The organism is Tenacibaculum holothuriorum, assembly GCF_002120225.1.
Taxonomy (GTDB): Bacteria; Bacteroidota; Bacteroidia; order Flavobacteriales; family Flavobacteriaceae; genus Polaribacter; species Polaribacter holothuriorum.
The window spans coordinates 139,160-157,627 of the sequence record NZ_LAPZ01000005.1 but is presented as its reverse complement, the minus strand read 5'-3'; the positions used below and the strand labels follow the sequence as shown (position 1 = coordinate 157,627).

17 protein-coding genes are annotated in these 18,468 nt (G+C 32.3%); 15 read left to right on the top strand and 2 right to left on the bottom strand.

The window, feature by feature from the left end; translation table 11 throughout:
- Window positions 1-16 precede the first annotated feature (16 nt).
- Window positions 17-4,288 carry a DNA-directed RNA polymerase subunit beta' gene (gene rpoC, locus WH52_RS08220; RefSeq protein WP_086030470.1) on the top strand — a complete coding sequence of 1,424 codons (4,272 nt, stop codon included), beginning with the start codon at window positions 17-19 and terminating at the stop codon, window positions 4,286-4,288.
- A 55-nt stretch (window positions 4,289-4,343) separates the two neighbouring features.
- A complete protein-coding gene (locus WH52_RS08215; protein ID WP_086030469.1) occupies window positions 4,344-4,652 on the top strand; it encodes a DUF3467 domain-containing protein in 309 nt (102 codons plus the stop codon).
- Window positions 4,653-4,689: 37 nt separating this feature from the next.
- On the opposite strand, the gene WH52_RS08210 is transcribed toward WH52_RS08215, so the two are convergent.
- Window positions 4,690-5,376, bottom strand: a complete 687-nt coding sequence (locus tag WH52_RS08210; protein WP_086030468.1) for a Crp/Fnr family transcriptional regulator — start codon at window positions 5,374-5,376, stop codon at window positions 4,690-4,692.
- A gap of 99 nt (window positions 5,377-5,475) precedes the next feature.
- Here WH52_RS08210 and WH52_RS08205 point away from each other — a divergent pair, with 99 nt between their 5' ends.
- Genes WH52_RS08205 through hemN form a run of 5 tightly spaced genes read left to right on the top strand, consistent with a single transcriptional unit; the run spans window position 5,476 to window position 10,919 of the window.
- Window positions 5,476-7,848: a heavy metal translocating P-type ATPase gene (locus WH52_RS08205; protein ID WP_086030467.1), complete on the top strand. Its 2,373-nt coding sequence runs from the start codon at window positions 5,476-5,478 to the stop codon at window positions 7,846-7,848.
- A 3-nt stretch (window positions 7,849-7,851) separates the two neighbouring features.
- Window positions 7,852-8,184: a cupin domain-containing protein gene (locus tag WH52_RS14790; protein ID WP_143592113.1), complete on the top strand. Its 333-nt coding sequence runs from the start codon at window positions 7,852-7,854 to the stop codon at window positions 8,182-8,184.
- A gap of 3 nt (window positions 8,185-8,187) precedes the next feature.
- Window positions 8,188-8,853 (top strand): deoxyribose-phosphate aldolase, encoded by a 666-nt coding sequence (gene deoC, locus WH52_RS08200; protein WP_143592111.1) that lies wholly within the window; start codon window positions 8,188-8,190, stop codon window positions 8,851-8,853.
- Window positions 8,854-8,856: 3 nt separating this feature from the next.
- Window positions 8,857-9,555, top strand: a complete 699-nt coding sequence (gene deoD / locus WH52_RS08195) for a purine-nucleoside phosphorylase (RefSeq protein WP_086030466.1) — start codon at window positions 8,857-8,859, stop codon at window positions 9,553-9,555.
- Window positions 9,555-10,919 (top strand): oxygen-independent coproporphyrinogen III oxidase, encoded by a 1,365-nt coding sequence (gene hemN, locus WH52_RS08190; RefSeq protein WP_086030465.1) that lies wholly within the window; start codon window positions 9,555-9,557, stop codon window positions 10,917-10,919. Before deoD ends, hemN begins: the two co-directional genes overlap by 1 nt.
- Before the next feature lie 3 nt (window positions 10,920-10,922).
- Here the strand turns inward: hemN and WH52_RS08185 are convergent, their stop codons facing one another.
- Entirely contained in the window at window positions 10,923-11,624 is a 702-nt protein-coding gene (locus tag WH52_RS08185) for a DUF3667 domain-containing protein (protein ID WP_086030464.1), read from the bottom strand.
- A 155-nt stretch (window positions 11,625-11,779) separates the two neighbouring features.
- Between WH52_RS08185 and WH52_RS08180 the strand changes: the two genes are divergently transcribed.
- The 8 genes from WH52_RS08180 to WH52_RS08145 all read left to right on the top strand — a co-directional run bounded on the left by WH52_RS08180 (window position 11,780) and on the right by WH52_RS08145 (window position 18,465).
- The gene (locus WH52_RS08180; protein WP_143592109.1) at window positions 11,780-12,118 is read left to right on the top strand and encodes an EF-hand domain-containing protein; all 339 of its coding nucleotides are present in this window, start codon (window positions 11,780-11,782) and stop codon (window positions 12,116-12,118) included.
- A 146-nt stretch (window positions 12,119-12,264) separates the two neighbouring features.
- Window positions 12,265-12,423 carry a cbb3-type cytochrome oxidase assembly protein CcoS gene (ccoS, locus tag WH52_RS08175; RefSeq protein WP_086030462.1) on the top strand — a complete coding sequence of 53 codons (159 nt, stop codon included), beginning with the start codon at window positions 12,265-12,267 and terminating at the stop codon, window positions 12,421-12,423.
- Between the two features lie 37 nt (window positions 12,424-12,460).
- On the top strand, window positions 12,461-14,662 hold the full coding sequence (gene ccoN / locus WH52_RS08170; RefSeq protein WP_086030461.1) for a cytochrome-c oxidase, cbb3-type subunit I: 2,202 nt from the start codon (window positions 12,461-12,463) through the stop codon (window positions 14,660-14,662).
- 5 nt (window positions 14,663-14,667) lie between these two features.
- On the top strand, window positions 14,668-14,835 hold the full coding sequence (locus tag WH52_RS08165; RefSeq protein WP_086030460.1) for a CcoQ/FixQ family Cbb3-type cytochrome c oxidase assembly chaperone: 168 nt from the start codon (window positions 14,668-14,670) through the stop codon (window positions 14,833-14,835).
- 8 nt (window positions 14,836-14,843) lie between these two features.
- A complete protein-coding gene (locus WH52_RS08160) occupies window positions 14,844-15,758 on the top strand; it encodes a cbb3-type cytochrome c oxidase N-terminal domain-containing protein (protein WP_086030459.1) in 915 nt (304 codons plus the stop codon).
- A 28-nt stretch (window positions 15,759-15,786) separates the two neighbouring features.
- Complete coding sequence (ccoG, locus tag WH52_RS08155) at window positions 15,787-17,208, top strand: cytochrome c oxidase accessory protein CcoG (RefSeq protein ID WP_086030458.1); 1,422 nt, start codon at window positions 15,787-15,789, stop codon at window positions 17,206-17,208.
- A 109-nt stretch (window positions 17,209-17,317) separates the two neighbouring features.
- Window positions 17,318-17,764: a FixH family protein gene (locus tag WH52_RS08150; protein WP_086030457.1), complete on the top strand. Its 447-nt coding sequence runs from the start codon at window positions 17,318-17,320 to the stop codon at window positions 17,762-17,764.
- 2 nt (window positions 17,765-17,766) lie between these two features.
- On the top strand, window positions 17,767-18,465 hold the full coding sequence (locus tag WH52_RS08145; RefSeq protein ID WP_086030456.1) for a sulfite exporter TauE/SafE family protein: 699 nt from the start codon (window positions 17,767-17,769) through the stop codon (window positions 18,463-18,465).
- Window positions 18,466-18,468: the final 3 nt, after the last annotated feature.

The following is an 18,468-nucleotide window of genomic DNA, read 5'->3' as shown; positions in this document are numbered from 1 at the left end:
ATTCGAATCCATTATCATGGCAAGAAAAAACGAAAAATACACTGTTAAGAAGTTTAACAAAATTACAATTGGTTTATCTTCTCCAGAAGCAATTTTAGAAGCTTCAAAAGGAGAGGTTTTAAAACCAGAAACAATTAACTATCGTACGCACAAACCAGAGCGCGACGGATTATTCTGTGAGCGTATCTTTGGTCCTGTAAAGGATTATGAGTGTGCGTGTGGTAAATATAAACGTATCCGTTATAAGGGTATCGTTTGTGACCGTTGTGGTGTTGAAGTTACTGAGAAAAAAGTACGTAGAGATAGAGTTGGTCACATTAATTTAGTAGTACCAGTTGCTCACATTTGGTACTTTAGATCATTACCTAACAAGATGGGATATTTATTAGGATTACCATCTAAGAAGTTAGATATGATTATTTACTATGAGCGTTACGTAGTAATTCAACCAGGTATTGCTAAAAATGCAGAAGGAGAACCATTACAAAAAATGGATTTCTTAACTGAGGAAGAGTATTTAGATATCGCGGATGAACTTCCACAAGATAACCAATACTTAGACGATTCTGACCCTAATAAGTTCATCGCTAAAATGGGAGCAGAGTGTTTAGAAGATTTATTAGCACGTATCGACTTAGACGAATTATCATACCAATTACGTCACAAAGCAAATACTGAAACTTCTAAGCAACGTAAAAACGAAGCATTAAAGCGTTTAAATGTTGTTGAAGCATTTAGAGATTCTCAAAAGAATAGAGAAAACAATCCAGAGTGGATGATCATGAAAGTAGTTCCGGTAATCCCACCAGAATTACGTCCATTAGTTCCATTAGATGGAGGTCGTTTTGCTACTTCAGATTTAAATGATTTATACCGTCGTGTTATTATCCGTAACAACCGTTTAAAGCGTTTAATGGAGATTAAAGCTCCGGAAGTTATTTTACGTAACGAAAAACGTATGTTACAAGAATCTGTAGATTCATTATTCGATAACACACGTAAAGCTTCAGCAGTAAAAACTGAATCTAATAGACCATTAAAATCATTATCTGATAGTTTAAAAGGTAAGCAAGGTCGTTTCCGTCAAAACTTATTAGGTAAGCGTGTTGATTATTCAGCTCGTTCGGTAATTGTTGTTGGACCAGAATTAAGATTATTCGAATGTGGATTGCCAAAAGATATGGCAGCAGAATTATACAAACCTTTCGTTATTCGTAAGTTAATCGAAAGAGGAATTGTTAAGACTGTAAAATCTGCAAAGAAAATTATAGATAGAAAAGAACCAGTTGTTTGGGATATTTTAGAAAATGTAATTAAAGGACACCCAGTTTTATTAAACCGTGCTCCTACCTTACACCGTTTAGGTATCCAAGCATTCCAACCTAAATTAATCGAAGGTAAAGCAATTCGCTTACATCCATTAGCATGTTCGGCATTTAATGCGGATTTTGATGGGGATCAAATGGCGGTACACTTACCATTAGGACCAGAGGCTATTTTAGAAGCTCAGTTATTAATGTTAGGTTCTCACAATATCTTAAACCCTGCAAATGGTGCGCCTATTACAGTACCATCTCAGGATATGGTATTAGGTCTTTATTATATGACCAAAGAGCGTAAATCTACACCAGAAGTGCCAATTAAAGGAGAAGGATTAACATTCTACTCACCAGAAGAGGTAAACATTGCTTATAATGAAGAGCGTGTAGATTTAAATGCAGGAATTAAAGTTCGTACTCACGATATTGAAGATGGTAAGCCAGTAACTAAAATAATTGCTACTACTGTAGGTAGAGTATTATTTAATGAGGTTGTACCACCAGAAGCTGGATATATCAATCAAGTTTTAACTAAGAAATCTTTAAGAGGTGTAATTAGTGGAATTTTAAAAGTAACTGATATACCTGCAGTTGGAAAGTTCTTAGACGAAATTAAGAACATGGGATATAAATTCGCTTTCCAAGGTGGATTATCATTCTCATTAGGTGATATCATTATTCCAGAAGAAAAACACGCTATGATTGCTGAGGCAAACAAAGAAGTGGATGGAATTGTGATGAATTATAACATGGGTATGTTAACGCAAAAAGAGCGTTATAACCAGGTAATTGATGTTTGGGGATCTACCAACAACCGATTAACTGAATTATCTATGAAGCGTTTACGTGAAGATCAACAAGGATTTAACTCAGTATTTATGATGTTAGATTCTGGAGCACGTGGATCGAAAGAGCAGATTCGTCAGTTAACAGGTATGCGTGGATTAATGGCAAAGCCGAAGAAATCTACAGCAGGTGGTGGAGAAATTATTGAAAACCCGATTTTATCGAACTTTAAAGAAGGGTTATCAATTTTAGAGTACTTTATCTCGACGCACGGTGCTCGTAAAGGTCTTGCCGATACAGCATTAAAAACTGCCGATGCAGGATATTTAACACGTCGTTTAGTAGATGTATCTCAAGATGTTATCGTAAACGAAGACGATTGTGGTACTTTAAGAGGATTAGAAGTTACTCCATTAAAGAAGAATGACGAAATTGTAGAGCCATTAAGCGAAAGAATTTCTGGTCGTACTGCTTTATATGATGTATATCACCCAACTACTGATGAAGTATTAGTTGCTGCAGGAGAATTAATTACTCCTCAATTAGCTAGTCTTGTTGAAGCATCTGGTTTAGATAGAGTAGAAGTACGTTCGCCATTAACATGTGAGGCTAAACGAGGAATTTGTGCGAAGTGTTACGGACAAAGTATGTCTAACGCTAAGAAAGTTCAAATCGGTGAAGCTGTAGGTGTAATTGCAGCACAGTCTATTGGAGAACCAGGTACACAGTTAACCTTACGTACGTTCCACGTTGGAGGGGTAGCTGGTAACATTTCAGAAGAAAATAAATTAATCGCTAAGTTCGACGGTAAAGTTGTAATTGAAGATTTACGTACAGTAAAATCTAAAGATGCAGCTGGAGAAGAAATTGAAATAGTAATTTCTCGTACCGCTGAAATTAAGATTTTAGATAAAAAGACAGGAATTACATTAAGTACAAATAACATTCCTTACGGTTCTATCATTTTTGATAAAGATCGTAAAGAAATTAAGAAAGGTGATGCTGTTTGTCAGTGGGATCCATTCAACGGTGTAATTGTTTCTGAATTTGGAGGAAAAGTGAAATTCGACAACTTAGAGCAAGGTATTAACTACTCTGTAGAAGTTGATGAGCAAACAGGTTTCCAAGAAAAAGTAATTACTGATTCTAAGAACAAAAAGATCATTCCATCTTTAATTATTGAAGATGCTGATGGTAATGCTTTACGTTCATACAGTTTACCAGTAGGAGCTCAATTAATCGTTGAAGATGGTGAAGCAGTAGAAGCAGGTAAAACGTTAGTTAAGATTCCTCGTAAGTCTGGTAAGGCAGGGGATATTACAGGAGGTTTACCACGTGTAACAGAATTATTCGAAGCACGTAACCCATCAAACCCAGCGGTAGTAGCTAAGACTGATGGTGTGGTATCTTTCGGTAAAATTAAGCGTGGTAACCGTGAAATTATTATCGAGTCTAAGACAGGTGAAATTAACAAGTACTTAATCAAGTTATCGAACCAAATCTTAGTGCAAGAGAATGACTTTATTAAAGCAGGAATGCCATTATCTGACGGAGCAGTTACTCCAGTAGATATTTTAAATATCAAAGGACCTGCTGCAGTACAAGAATACTTAGTAAACGAAATTCAAGAAGTATATCGTTTACAAGGGGTGAAGATTAACGATAAGCACTTCGAAGTAGTTGTACGTCAAATGATGCGTAAAGTTAGAATTATTGATTCTGGAGATACGTTATTCTTAGAAAACCAATTAGTTCATAAGAATGACTTCATTGAGCAAAACGATGCAATGTTCGGAATGAAGGTTGTTGAAGATGCTGGAGACTCTGAAAACTTAAAAGCTGGACAAATCATTACAGCTCGTCAGTTAAGAGATGAAAATTCAGTTTTACGTAGAGCAGATAAAAACTTAGTAGTAGCACGCGATGCTCAACCAGCAACTGCTGAGCAAGTATTACAAGGTATTACAAGAGCTTCGTTACAAACGAAGTCGTTTATCTCTGCTGCGTCATTCCAGGAAACTACTAAAGTATTAAACGAAGCCGCAGTAAACGGTAAAGTAGATACCTTAGAAGGATTAAAAGAAAATGTAATTGTAGGTAAGCGTATACCTGCAGGTACAGGAATGAGATCTTACGATAAAATAATCGTAGGACCTAAAGATGAAATTGAAAACAGTTTATAATTTAATATAAGACCTCTAAATTTTTAGAGGTCTTTTTTTCTTTAAACTAATTTATATGGAAGAAAATAAAGAACCACAATTAAATATAGAATTAGATGAAAATGTTGCTGAAGGAACGTATTCTAATTTAGCAATCATCAATCATTCTGTATCAGAATTTATAGTAGATTTTATTAATATTATGCCAGGTGTACCAAAGGCTAAAGTGAAGTCTAGAATTATTTTAACACCACAGCATGCTAAGCGCTTAACAAAAGCACTAGCAGAAAATGTTCGAAAGTTTGAGCAAGCTCACGGTGAAATAAAAGATTATGAGCAACCACCAATTCCAATGAATTTTGGAGGAACAACAGGTGAAGCATAAACAAAAAAGTCGTCAATTTAATTGACGACTTTTTTGTTTATAAACCTGTAGATATATCTTGAAGCTGTTGAGTATCTAGTACAAAAATTTGTTTGCCTTTTAAGGCAATTAGTTTCTTCTTCTTAAATTCAGAAAGTAATCGTATTGCAGATTCAGTAGCAGTACCGATAATGTTAGCAATATCTTCTCTAGTTAAAGTTACGTCAATAGCACCATTTTCAGTTTTATTAAACTTACTATCTAAATAAAGTAATGTTGCCGCTAAACGTTGTTTAACAGTTTTTTGAGCCATGTCTACAATTACATTATCAGCATTTTTTAATGATAAAGCCATGTTTTTGAGAATGTCCATTGTGAAATTGTGATTCTTTTGTAAATCGTTAACAATTTCATCTCTAGGAATAAAACAAACTTCCATATCATTTACAGCAGTAGCTTTTAAGTTAGCAACTTCATTATTAATTAAGCTGCGTTCACCTAATAAATCGCCTTTTCTAATTAAGTGAACAATCTGTTCTCTACCATTGTCACTCATCTTAGAAACTTTACAAATACCGTCTTTCACACAAAAAACACCATTAATATGTTGCCCCTCTTCAAATAAAACTTCACCTTTTTTAATTATTTTAGAAGTTTTACAAGCAGAAATTCTAACTAGCTCATCTTTAGTAAGCTCTTTTAATGAATTAAACTGTCTAATAATACACTGTTCGCACTTGCTCATTGCAAATTTTTAAGATAATCAAAGATACTTAAAAGCTGATAAATATCATATTTAATCCTACTAAAAGAGCCGAAATTTGCCATAGGCAAACGAGTAAATATGGAAAACACTAAATGTTTTCATTGTGGAACGAACTGTGATGTTGAGTTAATAAAGTTTAATGAAAAAAGTTTCTGTTGTAATGGTTGTAAAACTGTTTACGAAATTTTTTCAGAAAATGATTTAACTTGTTATTACGATTTTCAGAATAACCCAGGAGCAATTCCACAAGAAATAAAAGGTAAATACGATTTTCTTGATAATGAATCTATTATAGATAAATTATTAGAGTTTAACGATGGGAATACTCAAGTAGTAAATCTATACATTCCGCATATACATTGTAGTTCTTGTATTTGGGTATTAGAAAATTTACACAAACTCCAAGAAAATGTTAGCTCTTCACAGGTTAACTTCCCTAAGAAAACGGTAAGAATTACCTATAATTCAGATAAAACATCCCTGAAAGAAATTGTTTTACTGTTAAGCTCGATAGGATATGAACCTTATATTTCTTTAGAAGATTATGAAGTAGGGAAAAAGAAGGTAGATAGAAGCTTAATTTATAAACTAGGAATTGCAGGTTTTTCATTCGGAAATGTAATGTTCTTGTCTTTTCCTGAGTATTTTGAAGTTTCTGAATTTTGGTTAGAACAATACAAAGGGATTTTTAGATGGTTAATGTTTGTTTTTTCATTACCAGTAGTTTTTTATGCTTCACAAGATTATTTTATTTCAGCTTATAAAGGATTACGCTCTAAAATTTTAAATATTGATGTCCCTATAGCTTTAGGAATAACTGTACTGTTTATAAGAAGTACCTTTGAAATTTTATTTGATTTAGGAACAGGATTCTTCGATTCATTAACAGGGTTGGTTTTCTTTTTATTATTAGGAAAATTCTTTCAGCAAAAGACTTACAATTTTTTATCATTTGAACGTGATTACAAATCCTATTTTCCAATAGCGGTAACTAAGCTTACTTCGGAAGGAAAAGAAGAAAATATTCAAATTTATGATGTTAAAAAAGGAGATAGATTATTAATTAGAAACCAAGAGTTAATTCCTGTAGACGGAATTTTAATCAACGGAAATGCCCAAATTGATTATAGTTTTGTAACAGGAGAAGCTTTACCAGTAACCAAAAAATCAGGACATAAGCTATTTGCAGGAGGAAAACAATTGGTTGGAATCATAGAGATGGAAGTATTGGCATCTGTTTCACAAAGTTATTTAACACAATTGTGGAGTAACGATGTTTTTCAAAAAGACAAACAATCATCTTTTAAAACCTTAACAGATAAAATAAGTCAGCATTTTACCATTGTTGTATTATTAATAGCTTTTGTGTCTACTGCATTTTGGTTGTACTACGATTCAAGCAAAGCGTTGAATGTATTTACTGCGGTGTTAATTATTGCGTGTCCGTGTGCTATTGCCTTGGCAGCTCCGTTTACCTTAGGAAATATGCTCCGTATTCTAGGAAAGAAAAAATTCTATTTAAAAAATGCCACAGTAATAGAGCAATTGGCAACATCAAACGCTATTATTTTTGATAAAACAGGAACGTTAACTACTAATAAAAAAAACCAAATAACTTATAGAGGTAATGATTTAAGCACTCATGAAAAATCTATTTTAAAAAGCACTTTACGAGCATCTAATCATCCGTTAAGTAGAATGTTGTACAATTCTTTATCAGAAGAAACAATCTCTGTAAAAGGTTTTAAAGAATATACGGGAAAGGGAATAGAAGCATCTTACGAAGAAACGAGGTTAAAAGTAGGCTCTTCATCATTTGTAAAAAATGAAAAAGAAAAAATAAATTTAGATACCTCTGTGCATATAAGCGTTAATAACGAATACAAAGGAAAATACTTGTTTAAAAATGCATATAGAGAAGGCGTACAAAACTTATTTTCAGAATTAAAATCAGATTATGAGCTAGCCGTAGTTTCTGGTGATAATGAAGGAGAAAAACAGTTTTTAGAAGAGTTATTGCCAGAGAAGACTTCCTTTTTATTCAATCAAAAACCAGAAGATAAACTAAAGTATGTAGAAAATTTACAAACAAAAGATAAGCAAGTTGTAATGATTGGTGATGGATTAAACGACGCAGGAGCATTAGCTCAAAGTAATGTAGGAATAGCTTTGTCTGAAAATATCAACGTGTTTTCACCCGCTTGCGATGCAATTTTAGATGCTTCAAAATTCAACCAAATAGGAAACTATATAAAAGCCTCTAAAAAAGCTATTCGTATTATAAAATATAGTTTTTTACTATCACTATTATACAATATTATCGGATTGTATTTTGCTACAACAGGGCAATTAAAACCAGTAATAGCGGCAATTTTAATGCCCTTGAGTTCCATTAGTATTGTGATGTTCACAACTATTGCAACGAATATTTTAGGAAGAAAAATAAAATAACTTATGAAGACAGTATCCTTTTTAAAAGATATAGAATACAACGAAAAGAAACCAGCAGTAAGATTGCTGTTAGAAACTGATTTTTCAAAAGAAATTCAAATAGTGTTTCAAAGAAATCAGCTAATGAAAGATCATAAAGCACCTTTTCCTATCACGGTACAAATTCTTCAAGGAAGTATAGATTTTGGTGTTTTAGGAGAAATAAAGCAATTACAAACAGGAGATTTAATTTCATTAGAAGCAGGCGTAATACACAATTTAGTAGCTGTTGAAAATAGTGTAGTTCGGTTAACATTGTCTAAATTTGATACTATAAACAGAGTAAAGAACGTATAAACTATGGATATTAATAAATATATAGATCACACCTTATTAAAAGCAACAGCAACCAAAGAACAAATTGTAAAGCTATGTTCGGAAGCAAAAGAATATAATTTTTATGCAGTTTGTGTAAACGGATGTTATGTAGCATTAGCCAAAGAAGAATTAGCAAATTCAAATGTGAAAGTAGCAGCAGTAATCGGTTTTCCATTAGGAGCAATGACTACAGAAGCTAAAGTTTTTGAAGCTAAAAATTGTATTGAAAACGGAGCTTCAGAAATAGATATGGTTATCAATGTCGGAAAATTGTTAGATGGAGAATTAGACTATGTAGAGAATGAAATTCGACTGATAAAACAAGCTATTGGAAAAAATGTTTTAAAAGTGATTTTCGAAAATTGTTATTTAACCAAAGAACAAATAAAAAAAGCGAGTCAACTAGCTGTAAATGCTGGGGCAGATTTTGTAAAAACATCTACAGGATTTGGAACTGGAGGCGCAACTTTTGAAGATGTTCAGATCATGAAAGATATAGTAAAAGAGAAAGCTGAAATTAAAGCGGCTGGAGGAGTGAGAGATGCAGCTACAGCAAAAAGATATATAGAAATGGGAGTTACTCGTTTAGGAACTTCATCTGGAGTTTCATTAGTAACTAAAGGAGTTTCAGATAAAAATCAGTATTAAAAAATGAGCGTACATATAGGAGCAAAAAAAGGGGAGGTAGCAGAAACGGTTTTATTACCTGGAGATCCAATGAGAGCAAAATGGATTTCAGAAACCTTTTTAGAAAATCCAGTTTGTTACAACGATGTTCGAGGAATGTTAGGATTTACAGGAACTTACAAAGGAAAAAGAGTTTCAGTTCAAGGAACAGGAATGGGGATTCCCTCAACTTTAATTTATACCCACGAATTGATTAATGAATACGGAGTTAAAAACTTAATCCGTGTGGGTTCTGCAGGATCATACCAAGAGAATGTGAAAATTAGAGATATTGTTATTGCTATGGCAGCATCTACAAATTCTGGATTAAATACAATTCGTTTTAACGGAGCAGATTATGCACCTACTGCAAGTTTCGAATTATTTCAGAAGGCATTAAATACAGCAAATTCAAAAGGAATAAACATTAAAGCAGGGAACATTTTAAGTTCAGATGAATTTTATGCAGATGAGTTTGAAAGCTATAAAAAGTGGGCAGACTATGGAGTATTATGTGTAGAAATGGAAACAAACGGGTTGTACACCGTAGCAGCAAAGCATAAAGTAAATGCGTTGTCAATTTTAACCATTTCAGATAGTTTGGTTACTGGAGAAAGAACATCTGCTGATGAAAGAGAACAAACTTTTAAAGAAATGATAGAAATAGCTTTAGGAACTTTATAATGAAGAATTCACTAATACAAAAATATAACATTCCAGGGCCACGATATACAAGTTATCCAACCGTTCCGTATTGGGATGATACAACATTTTCAAAAGAAAAATGGATAGAAACGTTCAAACAATCGTTTAAAGAAAGTAATTCATCAGAAGGAATTAGTTTATACATTCATTTGCCATTTTGTGAGAGCTTGTGTACGTTTTGCGCATGCCATAAACACATAACAAAACGTCACGAAGTTGAAGAACCGTATATAGAAACCGTTTTAAAAGAATGGGATTTATATATTGATTTGGTTGATGAGATTCCATTGATAAAAGAAATTCACTTAGGTGGAGGAACGCCAACATTCTTTTCTGTAGAACAACTAGAAAAGTTAATTAACGGACTTTTTAAAAAAGCAAAGAAACATCCAAATCATGAGTTTAGCTTTGAAGGGCATCCAAATAATACTACTAAAGAGCATCTTCAAACATTATACAATTTAGGATTCACTCGTGTTAGTTTTGGTGTACAAGATTACAATCCGAAAGTGCAAGAAGCAATCCATCGAGTGCAACCGTTTGAGAATGTGGCAAAAGCTCATCATTTGGCAAAAGAAATAGGATATACTTCTATTAGCCACGATTTGGTTTTTGGACTTCCTTTTCAAACCAAAGAAAATGTAATTCATACCATAAATAAGACAAAAGAATTACAACCTGATAGAATTTCATTTTATAGTTATGCCCACGTACCTTGGGTAAAAGGTGTGGGTCAACGTGGATTTAATGAAGACGATTTACCTAAAAATGAAGAGAAGCGTGAGTTGTATGAAATAGGTAAAGAATTGTTTGCAGAAATGGGCTATATAGAAATAGGAATGGATCATTTTGCATTACCAACAGATAGTCTTTATAAAGCTACAGAAGAAAAAACACTACACCGAAATTTCATGGGATATACAGCCAATAAAACACAATTAATGGTTGGCTTAGGAATGTCATCAATTTCAGATTCTTGGTATGGATTTGCACAAAATGTAAAAACGGTAAAAGAATACCAACAGATAGTAAATGAGGGAGAAATTCCAGTATTTAGAGGGCACATTTTATCAGAAGAAGATTTAATTATGAGAAAACATATTCTAAATATTATGTGTCATTTTACAACCTCATGGGAATCAGAAGAGTTAAAAATCGATAATGTAAGTACTCATATTGATAAATTACAAGAGATGATCAATGATGGATTGGTTTGTGTTGAAGAAGAACATTTAACAGTTCCTGAAAAAGCGAGACCTTATGTACGTAATATCTGTATGGCGTTTGATAAAAAATTACACCAAAAAAAGCCTGAAACGAAATTGTTTTCAATGACGATTTAAAAGTTAAACATTTAAAAATACTCCCATTAAGTAAATAGAGCCAAATAAAATAATTGTAAAAAACAACAAGGTAATAAGTGTTAGTGAGATAGTTTCGAAAGTATTGTTTTTTCGATTAAAAATTCTAAAAATTAAAACTGCTAGTGTTATGTATAAAACAGGGTCAAACATTAATGGCCTTTTAGATAGTATATAACTAATACTACATAATAAAGTAGCTTGTCCCATAACAACTGCATTAATGACTAAGTGTTCAGGGTAACTATATCTTTTAAACAACATTCTTGTTATTCCAGATAAAGGAATGATAAAAAGAATCCAAAAATAATTAAAATAGGCTCTAAAAACCTTTCCGCCATTGTAGGCAGTACTTTGTATTGATTGAAAATTAGCATTAGAAGGAATTTTACTTTTTGAAACTTTAAAAAAGGCTTCAATAATTAGATAAATGGTAATAGATAAAATAAGAAATGATATAGGGTTTAAAATATTTTTTCGTTTCCCTTTTATATAACTATGTATAAACTTTTGAGGATTAATAAACATTAATTTCATATTCAATAATAATCCTTTATCCATATTAGTTATTGAAAGAAAAGCGTAGTTTACCATAGAGGTAAAAGTGATTTTTTTTACATCTTTCTTTTCACCACAATTAGGGCAATAATTATTCTCATGTTTTAAACCACAGGATATACAATTCATTAGGAAACTTTTTGTAAAAATATAAAAATGAATTACATAAGTTTTTTTAACTTTTTTAAAGTTGTAATTTATTGTTTTTTAAATGTTTATGATTTATGTCATTGTTTTGTGTTTTAATTATAGGTAATTTTAAATAAACTTAAAACTCTTAAACTATGGGAACAATAACTAAAACGAATTGGACAAAGAAGGAGTTATATACTTATCTTTTCATTTATTGTATGAATGCTGATTTTATAGAAGCGCCAGAAGAGCTAGAAAAAATTACTTCTAGAGTAGATAATAATACATATCAAAAAATACATTCAGAGTTTGATGTAGATAATGATTATGTGAGTATTCAAAAAATAAAAGTAACACTCAATGGTTTAAATATTTCTGAGGCAGAAATTGAGGTACTTTTTGAAGAAATAAAAGAATTATTTCTTGCCGATGGTAAGTATGAAGTTTTAGAACGAAATTTAATGCTAGGATTAAAAAAAGTTCTAAAGTAAAATATTAAGATTAAAACTTTTGTAATGAGTCTGTTAATAGCAGACTCATTTTTATTTGCTAGAGAAAAAAAACTCAAAACATGATTTTTATCATATTTTAAGAAAACCTTCACAAGTACCTTTGACGTATAATTATCAGGCAAGATATGAGCGTTATTTACTTACTACTTTCACTAAGTATTTTAGTGGCAATTGTTTTTTTTATTGCATTTATCGTTTCAGTAAAAAAAGGTCAGTACGACGATTCGTATACGCCTTCAGTTCGTATGTTATTTGATGACGAATTGGTTAAAGAAGATAAATAGAAAACTAACAAATTAGATATTAAATTCAAATTAAATTATGGAAATGCAGCAATTTTATTACGATAATAAAATCGTAAAAAAGTTCATTTACGCCACATTACTCTGGGGAATCGTAGGTTTCTCGGTAGGTTTATTGTTGGCTTTTATGTTTTTATTCCCAAATATTACTGACGGAATTTCGTGGTTAAGTTTCGGGCGTTTACGTCCACTTCATACCAATGCAGTAATTTTTGCTTTCGTAGGAAACGCAATTTTTGCTGGAGTGTATTATTCATTACAGCGATTGTTAAAAGCAAGAATGGCAAGTGATTTTTTAAGTAACTTTAATTTTTGGGGATGGCAATTAATAATTGTTGCAGCAGCCATTACACTTCCTTTAGGATATACAACTTCAAAAGAATATGCAGAATTAGAATGGCCAATTGATATAGCAATTGCTTTAGTATGGGTAGCATTTGGAGCTAATATGATTTGGACTATCTTCAAAAGAAGACAACGCCATTTATATGTAGCCATCTGGTTTTACTTAGGGACTTTTGTAACTGTTGCAGTACTTCATATTTTTAATAGTTTAGAATTACCAGTAAGTTTCTTAAAAAGTTATTCTGTTTATGCAGGAGTTCAAGATGCCTTAGTACAATGGTGGTATGGACACAATGCCGTAGCATTTTTCTTAACTACTCCGTTCTTAGGGTTAATGTACTACTTTGTTCCTAAAGCGGCAAACAGACCTGTATATTCTTATAGATTATCTATTGTACACTTCTGGTCGTTAATCTTTATTTATATCTGGGCAGGACCTCACCATTTATTATATTCATCGTTACCAGATTGGGCGCAAAACTTAGGAGTAGCTTTTTCTATAATGTTAATTGCTCCTTCTTGGGGAGGTATGATTAATGGACTATTAACCTTAAGAGGTGCTTGGGACAAAGTAAGAACAGATCCTGTTTTAAAGTTCATGGTAGTTGCTATTACAGGATATGGTATGGCAACGTTTGAAGGACCAATGTTATCTTTAAAAAACATTAACGCCATTGCTCACTTTAGTGATTGGGTAATTGCTCACGTACACGTTGGAGCACTAGCTTGGAACGGATTTTTAACCTTCGGAATGTTGTATTGGTTAATTCCAAGAATGTTTAAAACAAAATTATATTCTACAGCATTAGCAAACTTCCATTTTTGGATAGGTACATTAGGTATCATAATGTATGCATTACCGATGTATGTAGCTGGAGTAACACAAGCTTTAATGTGGAAACAATTTAATCCAGATGGAACTTTAACGTACGGTAACTTCTTAGAAACAGTTCAAGAAATTATTCCAATGTATTGGATGCGTGCTATAGGAGGAAGTTTATTCATCTTAGGTGCTATTGTAATGCTTTATAATGTTGTAAAAACTGTAAAGTCTGGTACAGATGTAACAGATGAATTAGCAGAAGCACCAGCGTTAACTAAAGTGTCTAAGCACAGAACTAGTACAGAAACTTGGCATACTTGGTTAGAAAGAAGACCAGTAAAGTTAACGATCTACGCAACGATTGCAATTTTAATAGGAGGAGTTGTACAAATAGTACCAACCTTGTTAGTAGAGTCTAATATACCAACAATATCAAGTGTAAAACCATATACACCTTTAGAATTAGAAGGACGTGATATTTACATCCGTGAAGGTTGTGTTGGATGTCACTCACAAATGGTACGTCCATTTAGATCAGAAGTAGAGCGTTATGGAGAATACGCAAAAGCAGGAGAATTTGTATATGATCATCCATTCCTTTGGGGATCTAAGCGTACAGGACCAGATTTATTAAGAGTAGGAGGCAAATACTCAGACAGTTGGCACTTAAACCACATGTACGATCCACAAAGTACTTCACCAGGATCTATTATGCCAGCATATCAATGGTTGTTAAGAAACGAGCTAGATAAAAGTGATGCTGAAGCTAAGATGAGAGCCATGGTAAGTTTAGGTGTTCCTTATACAGAAGAAGATATAGCCAATGCGCAAGCAAGTATGGATGCTCAAGGAGCTAAAATTCAAGAGAATTTGCATCAAGATCCAGACTTTGCTAAAACATATGCTGCAGATAAAAAGTATGCACAAGAAAATGGGCAGAAATTTATCGAAATGAAGGATAGAGAAATTGTGGCGCTTATAGCTTATTTACAGCGATTAGGAACCGACATAAAAGTAAAAGATATTAAAGAACAATTAAGTGCTAAAAATTAGAAGTTATGTTAAAATTTATTAAAGGGCATATGGAGAGTATTACAGGTATTGAAATTTACCCAATTATCTCATTAACAATATTCTTCTCTTTTTTCGTCATTTTATTTTGGTGGGTATTCACCGCTAAAAAAGAGTACATAAATAAAGTAAGTAGTTTACCATTAGATAAATAGAAAAAAACATGAAAAAATATTTTCAATCACTAGCCTATCTAGTATTCATAGCTGTTACTTTTTGGGCAATAACTAAAGCTATACAGGTTTATGAAAAACCATTTAGCTTGTATGAAAATCCGTTAGTTTGGATTGCGGTTGTAGCATTGGTATTGGTAATTTTAATGAAAGAATTATTAAATATCGTTGCTCAGAAAAAAGCAGAAGATTTAATCTTAGAAAAAGAAGGAATTAATCCTGCTGAAGTTGATAACTGGGCTTGGTACAAAAAATTAATTAAAAGATGGACTAAAGCAAAAGCTATCGAAGAGGAAGATGAAATTATCTTAGACCATAATTACGATGGAATTAAAGAGTTAGATAACTCGCTTCCACCTTGGTGGGTATATATGTTCTATGCAACAATGATTTTTGGAGCAGTATATCTTGTAAGATACCATGTTTTAGGGGCTGATAGTCAAGAGATGGAGTATAATAAAGCTATGGCAGAAGCAAGAAGAGAATTAGATGCTTTTAAAGCAACTTCAAAAGATGCGGTTATTGATGCTGCAACAGTTACAGCATTAACTTCAGATAGTGATTTAAGTAGAGGTAAAGCTGTATTTAATTTAAACTGTGCAGCTTGTCACGCTCCAGATGGTGGAGGGGGTATAGGACCTAACTTAACCGATAAATACTGGGTTTTAGGAGGAGGAATTAAAAATGTATTTACAACAATAACCAATGGAGGTAGACCAGGAAAAGGAATGGTAGCATGGGGTAAAACATTAAAGCCTAAAGATATTCAAAAAGTAGCAAGTTATATTTTAAAGTTTCAAGGAACAACACCTGCAAAACCTAAAAAAGCAGAAGGAGAGTTGTACGAAGAAGAAACTAGTACAGAAACTGAAACAGTAGAACAAGCAAAAGATAGTATACAATAAAGTTGTATTTGGTTTTTAATAGTTGATTATGGAAACACTCAAGAACGAACATTTTAGAGATAGCATAAGTACGGTAAATGAAGAAGGTAAGCGTTCTTGGGTGTATCCTAAAAAACCAAGTGGTAGATTCTATAAATACCGAACTTATGTAAGCTATTTTTTACTAATAATTTTATTAGCTTCTCCTTTTATAAAGATAAACGGAAACCAATTTTTACTCTTTAATATTTTAGAGAGAAAGTTCAATATTTTTGGATTTCCCTTCTGGCCACAAGACTTTCATCTATTGGTAATATCAATGATTATAGGAGTGGTGTTTATCATATTATTTACAGTAGTTTTTGGTCGTATTTTTTGTGGATGGATTTGTCCTCAAACCATTTTTATGGAAATGGTTTTTCGAAAAATTGAATATTGGATTGAAGGAGATAGAGGAAAACAAATCCGCTTAGATAAACAACCTTGGAATGCTGACAAGATTAAAAAGCGATTGTTAAAATGGAGTATCTTCTTTATTATTTCCTTTTTAATAGCCAACGTCTTTTTAGCGTATTTAATAGGAGGAGATGTTTTAATAGAATATATAACAGGAAATCCGCTAGACAATATCAGCACACTTATATCACTACTTATATTTACAGCAGTATTTTATTTTGTGTTTGTATGGTTTAGAGAACAGGTATGTTTAATTGCTTGTCCTTATGGTAGACTACAAGGAGTATTGTTAGATAATAAAACGATTAATGTAGCTTATGACCATGTACGTGGAGAAGGAGAAAATGGAAGAGCGAAATTTAAAAAGAAAGAAGATAGAAAAGAATTAGGAAAAGGAGATTGTATAGATTGTTTTCAATGTGTTCATGTTTGTCCTACTGGTATTGACATTCGAAATGGTACGCAATTAGAATGTGTAAACTGTACTGCTTGTATTGATGAATGCGATCATATGATGGAAAAAGTAGGGTTGCCAAAAGGATTAATACGATATGCAAGTGAAGAAAATATCGTTAAAAAAGTACCTTTTAAATTCTCTACTCGAATGAAAGGGTATACGGGAGTTCTTACAATTTTAATAGGAGTTTTAATAGGAATGCTCTTTTTAAGAAACGATGTAGAAGCTACTATTTTAAGATTACCAGGGCAATTATATCAGCATAAAGAAGACGGAATTATAAGTAACATTTTTACATTCAAAGTAATTAATAAAACTACTGAAGAAATTAAAGATGTGCATTATGAATTATTATCACATAAAGGAAAAATAGAAACGGTAACACATCAAGATTTTGTAGTTCCAAAACAAGGATTGGCAGAAGGAACATTGTTTATAGAGCTACATCAATCGGAAATGAAAGGTGAAAAAGTAACCTTAAGAATAGGAGTATTTAGTGGAGACAAATTAATAGAAACTACTAAAACCAACTTTTTAGGGCCAAGAAGTTACCGATAATTTAACTAGTCATTACGAGTATGTCAGTTCGAGTGTTTTTCTTGAAGAAGAAAAGAAAAATGTATCGAGAACACAACTGAAGATTCGTAGGGAGATAAAAAACAATAAAATGAAAATTAACTGGGGCACGGGTATCGTTATTGCGATTATAGGATTTATTACATTCATTATGTATTACGTAGTTACTATGACAACAAGTAAATCGTTCGATCATGATTTGGTTACCGATAAGTATTATCAAAAGGAATTAAGTTATCAGCAAGAAATTAATGCATTAAAAAATGCTGCAGACTTAAAAGAAAATATTTCAATAAGAAAAACAGAAAAGGGATTGTTTATAAATTTCCCCGAAGATTTTGACATAAATAAGATAAGGGGAAAAGTGTTCCTATACAGACCATCTAATAAACAATTGGATTTCGAATTGCCAATTTCACTATCCAATAATTATTTGCTCGTGCCTGAGAACCGTTTGTTAGGTGGTCGTTGGAACATTGAGGTATCTTGGAAATATCAAGATAAAAATTTTTTATTTAAAGAAGAAATTATATACTAGTAATGCTATTTTCGGCCCTTATATTTGGTTTGTTAGGAAGCTTTCATTGTGTAGGTATGTGTGGGCCTATAGCGTTTATGTTACCAGTAAATAGGCATAATAAGGTTCAGCAATTTTTTCAAATTACAAGCTATCATTTTGGTCGCCTTTTTACCTATGCTACTATAGGTCTTTTATTTGGCCTTTTAGGAAAGGGATTTAACTTTTTTGGATTTCAACAGCAAATATCAATATTTGTAGGAGTTCTTATGATTGTAAGTATTGTAATACCTCAATTATTTGCAAAGCTTAAAGTTACTAACTCACTATCAAAATTAGTTATAAAAGTAAAGTCTTCTTTAGGAAAAGAGTTACAAAGAAAAGATAATAATACCTTTTTTACGTTAGGTTTTTTAAACGGATTATTGCCATGCGGTTTAGTATATATGGCAGTTTTTGGAGCTATAACGTCAACCAATATTTCGTCTGCAATTCTCTATATGGTATTATTTGGTTTAGGTACTATTCCATTAATGACTTCAGTTGTATATGTGGGAAATTTCACTAACGGATTACTTCGAAATAAAATACAAAAAGCCATTCCTTACGTAGTTGTTTTTATTGGAGTTTTATTTATTCTTCGAGGCTTAGGTCTTGATATACCGTATATTTCTCCAATGCCAATTACCGATACAGTAGGAGAAGTAAATTCTTGTCATTAGCTG

What these genes read in the sequence shown, in the direction of transcription:
- rpoC (WP_086030470.1), top strand. Translation starts at nt 17, where the DNA reads ATGGCAAGAAAAAACGAAAAATACACTGTTAAGAAGTTTAACAAAATT.
- WH52_RS08210 (WP_086030468.1), bottom strand. Translation starts at nt 5,376, where the DNA reads ATGAGCAAGTGCGAACAGTGTATTATTAGACAGTTTAATTCATTAAAA.
- hemN (WP_086030465.1), top strand. Translation starts at nt 9,555, where the DNA reads ATGAAGAATTCACTAATACAAAAATATAACATTCCAGGGCCACGATAT.
- deoD (WP_086030466.1), top strand. Translation starts at nt 8,857, where the DNA reads ATGAGCGTACATATAGGAGCAAAAAAAGGGGAGGTAGCAGAAACGGTT.
- WH52_RS08165 (WP_086030460.1), top strand. Translation starts at nt 14,668, where the DNA reads ATGTTAAAATTTATTAAAGGGCATATGGAGAGTATTACAGGTATTGAA.
- WH52_RS14790 (WP_143592113.1), top strand. Translation starts at nt 7,852, where the DNA reads ATGAAGACAGTATCCTTTTTAAAAGATATAGAATACAACGAAAAGAAA.
- WH52_RS08205 (WP_086030467.1), top strand. Translation starts at nt 5,476, where the DNA reads ATGGAAAACACTAAATGTTTTCATTGTGGAACGAACTGTGATGTTGAG.
- deoC (WP_143592111.1), top strand. Translation starts at nt 8,188, where the DNA reads ATGGATATTAATAAATATATAGATCACACCTTATTAAAAGCAACAGCA.
- ccoS (WP_086030462.1), top strand. Translation starts at nt 12,265, where the DNA reads ATGAGCGTTATTTACTTACTACTTTCACTAAGTATTTTAGTGGCAATT.
- WH52_RS08180 (WP_143592109.1), top strand. Translation starts at nt 11,780, where the DNA reads ATGGGAACAATAACTAAAACGAATTGGACAAAGAAGGAGTTATATACT.
- WH52_RS08160 (WP_086030459.1), top strand. Translation starts at nt 14,844, where the DNA reads ATGAAAAAATATTTTCAATCACTAGCCTATCTAGTATTCATAGCTGTT.
- WH52_RS08145 (WP_086030456.1), top strand. Translation starts at nt 17,767, where the DNA reads ATGCTATTTTCGGCCCTTATATTTGGTTTGTTAGGAAGCTTTCATTGT.
- WH52_RS08185 (WP_086030464.1), bottom strand. Translation starts at nt 11,624, where the DNA reads ATGAATTGTATATCCTGTGGTTTAAAACATGAGAATAATTATTGCCCT.
- ccoN (WP_086030461.1), top strand. Translation starts at nt 12,461, where the DNA reads ATGGAAATGCAGCAATTTTATTACGATAATAAAATCGTAAAAAAGTTC.
- WH52_RS08215 (WP_086030469.1), top strand. Translation starts at nt 4,344, where the DNA reads ATGGAAGAAAATAAAGAACCACAATTAAATATAGAATTAGATGAAAAT.
- ccoG (WP_086030458.1), top strand. Translation starts at nt 15,787, where the DNA reads ATGGAAACACTCAAGAACGAACATTTTAGAGATAGCATAAGTACGGTA.
- WH52_RS08150 (WP_086030457.1), top strand. Translation starts at nt 17,318, where the DNA reads ATGAAAATTAACTGGGGCACGGGTATCGTTATTGCGATTATAGGATTT.